Below are 9,920 nucleotides of genomic sequence, written 5' to 3'. Positions count from 1 at the left end.
ACTATGTATTACATTGACAACAACTCCGGTTCACCCACCATGCCGGCCTTATCGCCGGCGCAAAGTAATACGCCTACCTGGTTTACCGAAGGCGATAAAAATAAAGGTATAAGCTGGATTGGTCAGGACTGGCTGAATATCCTGCAGGCGGAATTGCTGAATATTCTGAGCGAAGCCGGAATAAAGCCCGATAAAGGAAAATTAAACCAGCTCACCCTGTCCATTAAAGCCATTATTACGGCAAACGCCTACACGCAGACTAATAACCTGAAAGAAATTTTCGATGCCGGCATTGCGGCTCAGGTTGCGGCGCGAAGTCATCTGGGGCTGGGAAAACTTGCCACCAAAGACAGTCTCGGTCCGGCAGATGTCAATGCCCTGGCAAAAGACCAGAACCTTGCTGATGTACCTGACAAAGCTAAAGCTCGCACAGCTCTCCAGCTCGGCAACAGCGCCACCCGTAACGTCGGCACAACGGCAAACACCGTGGCCGCAGGCGACGACGCCCGCATCATCGCCACCAAAAAAGCCATCGACGACACACAGACCGGCCTTGCGATACAGGGCGTTATGTGGGTAGCCTCAGCCGATGACCTGAGCAATCTCCCGGCAGGCGCTCGCCGGTTCGCTAAAAACAATGCAGGCGTCACCGTTCTGCCAGCAGCGGGTTATTTTTTCCTGGAAGTTCTGGCGAAACGTGATGTGGCGAACGGCAGTTGTATTCTGGCGACAAGTGACAAAAGAGACGTCTGGATCGGCCTGCGCTATACCGTTCCTGCCGACGCGAATTTCACCTGGATACAGTTAAACCAGAATGTAGAAAACCTCGGTTTAACGGAAGCGGTAAAACGGGCCTTAAACGCCGTCCAGAAAAGCGGCGATACGATGACAGGCAGCCTGATGGTGATCGGCAATCTGACACTCCAGAGCGATGCCCGCATGCATTTCACCATTCGGAATGCAGACGGTTCGTCCCGTACCTACATCTACAAAGACAAAGGCGGTGACGGTGTACATATCAATAACGGCGTGGATGGCGGAGGCGACTTCGTTTTCAACAAAAACGGCGAATTTTATTCCCCGTCCGCCATCCATGCAGGCAGTACGACCTACCAGAATGACGGCAACATCAACGGCACTGCCTGGGGTGGCTATATCAGTACCTGGCTTAATGATCGCTTTGTCGCTCGCGACAATAACATCAACACCCGCGCAACATGGGATTGGGTTAATCAGAGCTTTATTACCAATGTGAGATATTCAGCGGAAAGGCAGGTGGGTGCAATCGGTGTCAGGTCATATCACAAAAATACAGTATTAACGGGATTTGATAACCACGATGCTGATTATTCTGCTGAATCACTTTTCTGGAGCGAAATCCAGATTTACAAAAATGGTCAGTGGTTAGTCATTGGACGTTAACCGGGTTAAATAAAAAGGAGTAAGTTAGACTTACTCCTTTTTATTCTTTGCTGTTCCGGCTTATTCAGCCCAGCCTACGGAATAATTCAGAATATCGTTAACCCGGCTTAGTTCTTCAACTTCTTTTTTCATTTCGCGCTGGCGTTCGTGAATTTTCCAGCCCTGCATGACCATTGCGACATTCATGTTTTCATTAATCGAAACCAGGTCGTCAGGCGTGACGACAACATCGTTATTATCGGCGTCAGTCCAGTAAAAACCGGCTGGCAGATTCGCGGTACGGGTCAGTTGCAGAATGGACGACAAACGCTCCTGAGAGGCTTTGCTGGCGTCCCATTTGTGGCCGTTCCACTCAAAAACAGCGCTGCCGTCTTCCTGCCTGTCGCGCCAGCGGTTGATTTCGTCACGCTTCACGCGACGGGCCTTTTCCATCGTCATCAGGTCGATAACGTTCTCACCATCAAAGCCCCAGCGACCGCTGATATCAGCGCGACGATTGGCGGTAGTGTCGGGAACCTCGGCCACACTCAGACCAACCGGCCACAGCGCTGATACGTCACGCGAAATACTGCGAATAACGCCATCGCTGTCATAGGAGAATTTAATAGTGTCAGCCGCAAACTGCTTTTGCGATTCGTACCATTCCTGACCATCCTCAGAAAATAAAAACAGCACCCGGTGCTTATTGGCAAGTTCCAGTTGCTCAGGTGTTTTAGGGTCGCCTGGCGTAAAATTTTTAATATTGACCATGATTTATTACCCTGGTTAAGTTGTGTTTGGCTGTCATTATAAATGATATTCGCAAGTAATGTATGGTGTTTAACCCTTTATTGTCATTACAGCTCCATTGACTCTTTTCTGAATGGGTTTGTAATAAACCCCGCCAATATTATCAGCGGAGTGAGAGCCGGTATCCTGAACAATTATACCCGTAAGCATACAGCCAGCCGGGGTTTTAAACGTCCAGGATACAACGTTACTTATCGGGCAATAAACACCTTCCTGCCCAAGAGTAATGTCAGAAACAAAGTTCTGACTAACCCAGTCCCATGTTGCGCGGATGTTGATGTTGTTGTCGCGTGCGGTGAGTTGTTCGGCGATGGAATCCCACAACCATGCACCGTTAGCATTCCATCGAGTCCCATAGATATTACCGTCGGTAGCTACCGTTGATGCTCCGGCGTGTAAATATCCGGGTGAATAGAAGCCGCCGTCTTTATGAAAAACAAACTCACCGCCGCCATCCACGCCGTTATTAAGGCGAACACCATCACCGCCTTTGTCTTTGTAAAGCCACATGCGGGCATTGCCATCCTCATTCGCAATGGCGAAATGCACGCGGGCATCATTTTTAAGGAATAGGCTTCCGGTCATCGTATCGCCGTTTTTCTGGACGGCGTTTAAGGCCCGGTTTACCGCTTCCGTTAAACCGACGTTAATTGAGTCTTACTGCCAGTCAATATTGCGCCATCCATTGATATACATTTGTAGAGGACGGCGAGTGACATTATCAATCAGGTTGTCAGTATTACCGTTTATAACTCCTGTAATAACGTAAGGTGGTGTGTCGTTATAACCATACGCTCGCCATACCTGGGCGCTTTCAACACTTCCCAGCCTGAAGCCCGAAAGGAAGTTCTGGCGAACCCAATCGACAGTAGCGCGGGCATTGATGTTGTTGTCACGAGTGGCAAACTGACCATATAGCCAGTGACTCAGCCACTCACCCCATAATGAGCCTCTAATATCCCCGTCACTGTTTACATGAAGGGCGCGATTTACCGTATCCGTTAAACCGACGTTTCCCCTGATACCCTATAGCGATAAAAATGCCAGTTACCCAACCTCACAACCGATTAAACGAGGCCCGTAAATGGCAAAAATTGGCTATATCCGCGTGTCAACAAATGAGCAGAACACCGATTTACAGCGTAATGCCCTCATTAGCGCAGAATGTGAACAGATTTTCGATGATAAAATGAGCGGCACAAAGGCCAATAGACCAGGCTTAAAACGCGCTTTAAAGGCCCTTAAAACAGGCGATACACTCGTCGTCTGGAAACTCGACAGATTAGGTCGTAGCGTTAAAAATCTCGTTGGCCTCATCTCAGAACTGCACGAGCGCAAAATCCACTTTCAAAGCCTGACCGACAGCATCGACACCAGTACCCCGATGGGCAGGTTCTTCTTTCACGTCATGAGTGCCCTTGCTGAAATGGAGCGAGAACTTATTGTAGAGCGCACAAACGCCGGTCTTGCAGCCGCTCGCGCTCAGGGTCGTATTGGTGGCAGACGTCCGGCACTACAGCCCGGCCAGATAGCCCAGATAAACCGACTCGTTAAAAACGGCTATTCACGAAGACAACTGGCCATTATTTATAATGTCTCATTATCTACGATATATAAATTCAGTCCGGTTAATTCCGTCACAGTCATTTCTGAGTTACCGTAAATACGCCTGTTTTTTATCCCCGATAAACTAAACAATTAGATATCTGTTAACGGAAAAGCACTGTGGCAATTATTAGCGGGATTATCACCACGGCTACCGGCGACCCCATCGCCGGGGCTATCATTACGCTTACGGCGTTGCAGACCACTCCCTTAATACTCAGGAGCGTCGCCACCCATATCACCACAACGCAGGGGAAGTACAGCTTTGTTGTAACTCCCGGTGTGTACAGCGTTCGCCTGACCCACGGCCGCCAGTCGGGTTACGAGTTGGGCTCCATCCACGTTTATGATGATTCCCCTGACGGCTCGCTGAACAGTTTCCTGAACGCGAAGAATACAGACACACGTCCTGAAGCGTTAAGGCAGTTTGAAGCGCTGGCACAACAGACGCAGGACAGTGCCAGTAAAGCCGCTCAGGTGCTGGAAGACGCCATTAACGCATCTATCAAGGGTGAAAAAGGAGATACGGGCGAACAGGGGCCGCAGGGCATTCCCGGTCCCATCGGCCCTGCTGGCCCCAAAGGTGATAAGGGCGATACTGGCCCACAAGGTATTCCTGGCCCCAAAGGGGATACAGGTCCGCGGGGTCTGAAAGGCGATACGGGGGCGACAGGTCCAAAGGGCGACACGGGCTTGCAGGGGCTGAAAGGAGATACCGGCACAATCGGCCCGCAGGGGCCGAAGGGAGACAAAGGTGATACCGGTGACGGTATCACTACTGTTAAAACGGATGGAGTTACCCTGAAAGGCGATGGCGTAACTACGCCACTGGCAATGAATATCTCTACATCAGGTTATCCAGGTGTGGGAGATTATGTCATTGCCTGGGATATGGGGAATCCTGATTATCAGTTTTTTGGGTACAAAGTCCCCGGCTCACAGTTAAGGCAGACCGCGCTTTCTTTTGGTGATAACGGTACAGCCTATGCCAGTAAACATACTTATCTTACCTTTATGGGAACATTCATTGGAACGGGGTATTTTTATACCAGTGATGTCGGCCTTTTTCGTCGAGTGGCATAAGGAAACTCCATATGAAAATAGTGACAGCAAAAAATGGATTTTATAATGAAGACGGCTCCATTAACTGTCTTGCTCATTTTGAAGGCTTTGATGATTTCATTCCGTTCACTTCCTCCCCTGACGACTCGGAAGCGCATGGTCGCCAGCTCTACGCCGACCTTAAAGCCGGGAAATACGGCCCCGTTACTCCCTTTACCGTGACACCAGAAATGATCCAGGCTGCGAAAGATGCCAAACGTGCTGAAATCAATAACTGGCGTGATACTCAGGAAAACGGCAGCATTATCTTCACGCTGAACGGCCATCGCTGGGACTGCGGTAAAGCCTCACAAACCCGCCTTGCGCCTGTAGTCGCTGTTGCCAAAACCGGTGTACTCCCGCCCGGCTTCTTCTGGACGGATGCCGATAACATCGATGTGCCGATGACCGCCGACGAACTCACCGCGCTGGAAGCAGCCATGCAGCAGAACATGGTATTGCAGGGCTTTAAAATCCACGAGCGCCAGCGGGTGATGAAAGAACAGGTGGATAATCTCACCGACTATAAGGCGATTCAGGGTTATGTTGCCGGCTGGACTGAGGGGAGTTAAAAAAAAAGAGCCTGTACGCTGGGCAGGCTCTAATTAATTTAAAAAGAAAGGAACCTTTTATTTCTTATGAGTCAGATTCCTTATTTCATAAGCAGCAGATAAAAAACCATGAGCCAATTCACAACTCCGGCAATTCTTGAAATGCTGGACCATTATTTATGGCGCGTATACGAGCCGTTTGAGTTCTACCTCAGCGACGACGACAGCGACGTGATAGAAGTGCCAGCAGGATTCGTTACCGACCTTGCCACGATACCGCGCATATTCTGGTCACTGATGCCGCCTGATGGCAAATACGCCAAAGCGGCGATAATCCACGATTACCTATATGACAACGCGCTACGCACTAAGCGGGAAGCAGACCTGATATTCCTGGATGGCATGACGGTGCTGGGTGTGCCGAAGTGGAAGTGTATGGTGATGTATTGGGCGGTACGGTTGTTTGGTCGTGGCATGTATGGAAGAGTTGAAAGCCAGGGAGGCCTGAATTGAGCAACGCCTTAAATTGGTTGTATGTATTAAATAAATCAAAACGATCGTTTTTATCGATCGATAAGTTATACTGACACCTCCAGTGGCAACACAGGAGGCAGCAATAAATGCCACATAACGTAAGATGCCGGCATTGCAATAAACTGCTCGCAAGAGCCAGTTTTGACTTCATTGAGGTCAAATGCCCGCGCTGTAAGACACTCAACATCGTCACCTCACCGAGCGCCATCGAGCACCCCACATACACAAGGAATCGCACCTGTGGGGAACAAACAACAACACCTTCCACCCGATAATCCTGTTACCTATGGTTCTGTATGCAGTGGCATAGAAGCCGCTACTGTCGCCTGGCATCCGCTCGGCTGGAAGCCCTCCTGGTTCAGTGAGATAGAGCCTTTCCCCTGCGCCGTTCTGGCGCATCACTGGCCGTCAGTCCCTAATCTGGGTGATATGACTCAAATTGCAGCACGCATCCAGTCAGGCAGTATTCCGGCTCCCGATATTCTTGTAGGTGGCACACCGTGCCAGGCATTCAGTTTATCGGGCAAACGCCAGGGGCTAAAAGACCCTCGCGGCCAGCTTACGCTCGCCTTTGTTCAACTGGCAGATCAGATTGATAAGACCCGTCAGGAGCTAGGCGAGCAACCCGCTATCATCGTATGGGAAAACGTTACAGGGGTATTAAACAGTCATGATAATGCATTCGGTTATTTTCTCGGTGCGCTGGCCGGCGAACGTCGCCCACTACAGCCAGCAGGGAAACGGTGGGCAAACACTGGTGCTGTGTCTGGACCATCGCGCACTGTCGTCTGGCGAACGCTCAACGCCGAATTTTTCGGAGTCCCCCAGTCACGTAAAAGAGTGTTTGTTATGGCAAGTGCTCGACCAGAATTTGACCCCGGAGCGATATTATTTGAGTTCCCGACTGTGCCGCCGCGCACTGAGAACTATTACGGAACACAGAAAAAATCCGCATCCAGTGCTCATTCAGGCATTGAAAGAGAATTCCGCCGATACTGTTTCGACGCCATCCCTGACACCGCCGGAACGTTGATTGCTGGTTATGATGGTTCAACCAATCAGGACATGCGAATGCGTGGCGGTCTGATAGTAGAGCAACACCCTCGACTGAGAGTCCGACGACTCACGCCAACGGAATGTGAAAGGCTACAGGGATTCCCAACAGGTTATACAGACATTCCGTGGCACAGTTCATCATCAAGACATCGATATAAAGCCATCGGAAACTCAATGCCGGTTCCTGTTATGAAATGGATTGGAGAGAGGATTCAAGAGGCTTTAAAAGAGGGTTAAATCATGCTTAAAAAACCGCCAGATTTTGGCGGTTTGACACATAAAATACGAAAGATTGTTTTTTCGTGTTTTCGTTGTCCCGTTTTCGCGTTTTTAGTGTCCCGCCTCAATGGAGTAACCGAGATAACAGGCGTGGAAAGATCCCCGCACGATGTTCGAGAAGTTCGCGACGCCAATAATCTCTTTTTCTTCCGGATCGAGCAGCGCAAAGTAATAAGCGGTGCCCTGTTTATGAAACTCAGAGATCATGCTCAGACGCGCCTGCCAGCCTGACGGATAACAGTGGCTTTCATCGCGAATAGGTTCCCAGGGTTTTAAGAAATGACGATTTTCTGCGTAATAATCTGCCAGACGCCAGGCATCACGCTCATGCACTAAACGCACGACCAGGCGGTCCGTGGTTAAGCGCACTTTTGGCACGTTACTGCGATAGCCAAACATTCTATACCTACTCCTTCCCGTAACGTCTTCAATACGCTATTCGCATTACTATACCTGCGCAAATACGCCCTGTGAAAAGAGCAAAATGCCATTTTTTGAATTATTCACACATTTTGATGAAAACTCTCTATCAAGACGGACTTTTGATAAAAAAATATTGTCCCGCGAAGGGTGGGAAAAGCGATGACGACACCGCAGAATAGGAGGTGCTTATCTTTTAAACTCTATCCAGAGTGACGAGTTTTTCCCTGGAGGGGAAATGTCGCAAGTCTCGCAGGCAAGGAACCTGGGTAAATACTTCCTTCTTATCGATAACATGCTGGTCGTGCTGGGTTTCTTCGTCGTTTTCCCGCTGATCTCAATTCGTTTCGTCGATCAAATGGGCTGGGCCGCCGTGATGGTCGGTATCGCGCTTGGATTACGTCAATTTATCCAGCAAGGTTTAGGTATCTTCGGCGGTGCTATTGCTGACCGTTTCGGGGCAAAACCGATGATCGTCACCGGCATGCTGATGCGCGCTGCCGGATTCGCCACCATGGGCATTGCCCATGAACCGTGGCTGCTGTGGTTTTCCTGCTTTCTTTCCGGGCTGGGCGGCACGTTGTTCGACCCTCCCCGCTCGGCGCTGGTGGTCAAACTGATCCGTCCGGAAAAGCGCGGGCGTTTTTTCTCTATTCTGATGATGCAGGATAGCGCCGGGGCAGTGGTTGGCGCGTTGCTCGGCAGTTGGTTATTGCAATACGATTTCCGTCTGGTGTGTGCCACCGGCGCAATTTTGTTCGTTCTGTGCGCGGCGTTTAACGCCTGGCTACTTCCGGCATGGAAGCTGTCAACGGTGAAAATTCCGGTGCGCGAAGGAATGAGCCACGTGATGCATGACAAGCGCTTTGTCACTTATGTGCTGACGCTGGCGGGCTATTACATGCTGGCGGTGCAAGTGATGCTGATGCTGCCAATAATGGTGAACGACATCGCTGGCTCACCGGCCGCTGTGAAATGGATGTATGCCATCGAGGCGTGCCTCTCTTTAACGTTGCTCTACCCGATTGCCCGCTGGAGTGAAAAACGCTTTCGCCTTGAGCATCGCCTGATGGCCGGTCTGCTGGTGATGTCTTTAAGCATGATGCCCATCGGCCTGGTCGGGAATTTGCAGCAGCTGTTCACCCTGATTTGCACGTTCTATATTGGCTCAATCATCGCCGAACCGGCGCGTGAAACCCTGAGCGCCTCGCTGGCGAATGCACGGGCACGGGGAAGCTATATGGGTTTCAGTCGACTGGGACTCGCCATCGGCGGCGCCATTGGTTATATCGGCGGCGGCTGGCTGTTTGACATGGGTAAAGCCCTGGCACAACCTGAACTGCCCTGGATGATGCTCGGTATTATCGGCTTCATCACTTTCCTGGCGCTGGGCTGGCAATTCAGTCTCAAACGCCCAACGCGTGGTATGCTGGAGCCTGACGCCTGATAGCCAATCTGGCGTACGCGTGTTTTTCAGTTTTTTCTGCTGTTACCCGCAGCGCTGGTGCTCGATGATGCTTTGTGTCACGATTACACCACAAGCATCATGTTGAGGAACCCCATGAAAAAGTTTTTTTTTGCCGCTGCACTAATTGTCAGCGGCCTGTTGGTTGGTTGTAATCAACTCACGCAATACACGGTTAGCGAGCAAGAGATTAATCAGGCCCTGGCGAAGAATAATAACTTTTCAAAAGATATCGGTTTGCCTGGCGTCGCTGAAGCACATATCGTACTGAACAATCTCGCCAGCCAGATAGGCCGTGAAGAACCCAATAAAGTGACGCTGACCGGAGACGCCAATCTGGACATGAACTCCCTGTTTGGCAGTCAGAAAGCAACCATGAAGTTGAAGCTAAAAGCCTTACCGGTTTTCAATAAAGAAAAAGGCGCGATTTATCTGCAAGAAATGGAAGTCGTGGACGCTACCGTCACGCCGGAAAAAATGCAGTCGGTACTGCAAACGCTGATGCCTTATTTAAATCAGTCGCTGCGCAACTATTTCAACCAGCAGCCGGCATACATTCTGCGGGATGACAGCAGCCAGGGGGAAGCGCTGGCGAAAAAACTGGCGAAAGGCATTGAGGTGAAACCGGGAGAAATCATTATCCCGTTCACCGACTAATATGACAGAGGGCGCCGATGCGCCCTTTTTTTTCGTGCAAA

The 9,920-nt window shown here is 50.3% G+C and carries 11 protein-coding genes and 2 pseudogenes; 10 read left to right on the top strand and 3 right to left on the bottom strand.

Annotated elements, in window-relative coordinates; genetic code table 11:
- Positions 1–3 precede the first annotated feature (3 nt).
- Together BZK42_RS29190 and BZK42_RS29550 are read left to right on the top strand one after the other, a co-directional pair.
- Positions 4–444: pseudogene (locus BZK42_RS29190) on the top strand (hypothetical protein); the annotation flags it as partial.
- 126 nt (positions 445–570) lie between these two features.
- Positions 571–1,422: a hypothetical protein gene (locus tag BZK42_RS29550; protein ID WP_346190198.1), complete on the top strand. Its 852-nt coding sequence runs from the start codon at positions 571–573 to the stop codon at positions 1,420–1,422.
- A 60-nt stretch (positions 1,423–1,482) separates the two neighbouring features.
- On the opposite strand, the gene BZK42_RS01170 is transcribed toward BZK42_RS29550, so the two are convergent.
- Positions 1,483–2,172, bottom strand: a complete 690-nt coding sequence (locus BZK42_RS01170) for a DUF4376 domain-containing protein (protein ID WP_080858597.1) — start codon at positions 2,170–2,172, stop codon at positions 1,483–1,485.
- A gap of 69 nt (positions 2,173–2,241) precedes the next feature.
- A complete protein-coding gene (locus BZK42_RS29180; protein ID WP_249025117.1) occupies positions 2,242–2,796 on the bottom strand; it encodes a hypothetical protein in 555 nt (184 codons plus the stop codon).
- A gap of 499 nt (positions 2,797–3,295) precedes the next feature.
- Between BZK42_RS29180 and BZK42_RS01155 the strand changes: the two genes are divergently transcribed.
- The 6 genes from BZK42_RS01155 to BZK42_RS01130 all read left to right on the top strand — a co-directional run bounded on the left by BZK42_RS01155 (position 3,296) and on the right by BZK42_RS01130 (position 7,295).
- Positions 3,296–3,874 (top strand): recombinase family protein, encoded by a 579-nt coding sequence (locus BZK42_RS01155; protein WP_080858596.1) that lies wholly within the window; start codon positions 3,296–3,298, stop codon positions 3,872–3,874.
- A gap of 62 nt (positions 3,875–3,936) precedes the next feature.
- Positions 3,937–4,899, top strand: coding sequence for a prophage tail fiber N-terminal domain-containing protein (locus BZK42_RS29475; protein WP_080858595.1), 963 nt, complete (start codon positions 3,937–3,939; stop codon positions 4,897–4,899).
- Between the two features lie 11 nt (positions 4,900–4,910).
- The gene (locus tag BZK42_RS01145) at positions 4,911–5,489 is read left to right on the top strand and encodes a DUF4376 domain-containing protein (RefSeq protein ID WP_080858594.1); all 579 of its coding nucleotides are present in this window, start codon (positions 4,911–4,913) and stop codon (positions 5,487–5,489) included.
- Between the two features lie 108 nt (positions 5,490–5,597).
- Complete coding sequence (locus BZK42_RS01140) at positions 5,598–5,981, top strand: DUF1353 domain-containing protein (RefSeq protein ID WP_080858593.1); 384 nt, start codon at positions 5,598–5,600, stop codon at positions 5,979–5,981.
- A gap of 107 nt (positions 5,982–6,088) precedes the next feature.
- Positions 6,089–6,277 (top strand): Com family DNA-binding transcriptional regulator, encoded by a 189-nt coding sequence (locus BZK42_RS01135; protein WP_080858592.1) that lies wholly within the window; start codon positions 6,089–6,091, stop codon positions 6,275–6,277.
- Entirely contained in the window at positions 6,243–7,295 is a 1,053-nt protein-coding gene (locus tag BZK42_RS01130) for a DNA cytosine methyltransferase (protein ID WP_080858591.1), read from the top strand. The genes BZK42_RS01135 and BZK42_RS01130 overlap by 35 nt, the downstream gene beginning before the upstream one ends.
- A gap of 108 nt (positions 7,296–7,403) precedes the next feature.
- Here BZK42_RS01130 and rimJ read toward each other — a convergent pair.
- Positions 7,404–7,736 (bottom strand): annotated as a pseudogene (gene rimJ, locus BZK42_RS01125) (ribosomal protein S5-alanine N-acetyltransferase); the annotation flags it as partial.
- A 259-nt stretch (positions 7,737–7,995) separates the two neighbouring features.
- Between rimJ and mdtH the strand changes: the two are divergent.
- Entirely contained in the window at positions 7,996–9,204 is a 1,209-nt protein-coding gene (gene mdtH / locus BZK42_RS01120; protein WP_016156184.1) for a multidrug efflux MFS transporter MdtH, read from the top strand.
- 114 nt (positions 9,205–9,318) lie between these two features.
- Positions 9,319–9,879: a lipoprotein gene (locus tag BZK42_RS01115; RefSeq protein ID WP_016152618.1), complete on the top strand. Its 561-nt coding sequence runs from the start codon at positions 9,319–9,321 to the stop codon at positions 9,877–9,879.
- Positions 9,880–9,920 lie beyond the last annotated feature (41 nt).

This window comes from Citrobacter braakii, assembly GCF_002075345.1.
Taxonomy (GTDB): domain Bacteria; phylum Pseudomonadota; class Gammaproteobacteria; order Enterobacterales; family Enterobacteriaceae; genus Citrobacter; species Citrobacter braakii.
The sequence above is the reverse complement of the archived record's forward strand: the minus strand, read 5'-3'. Positions and strand labels throughout refer to the sequence as shown.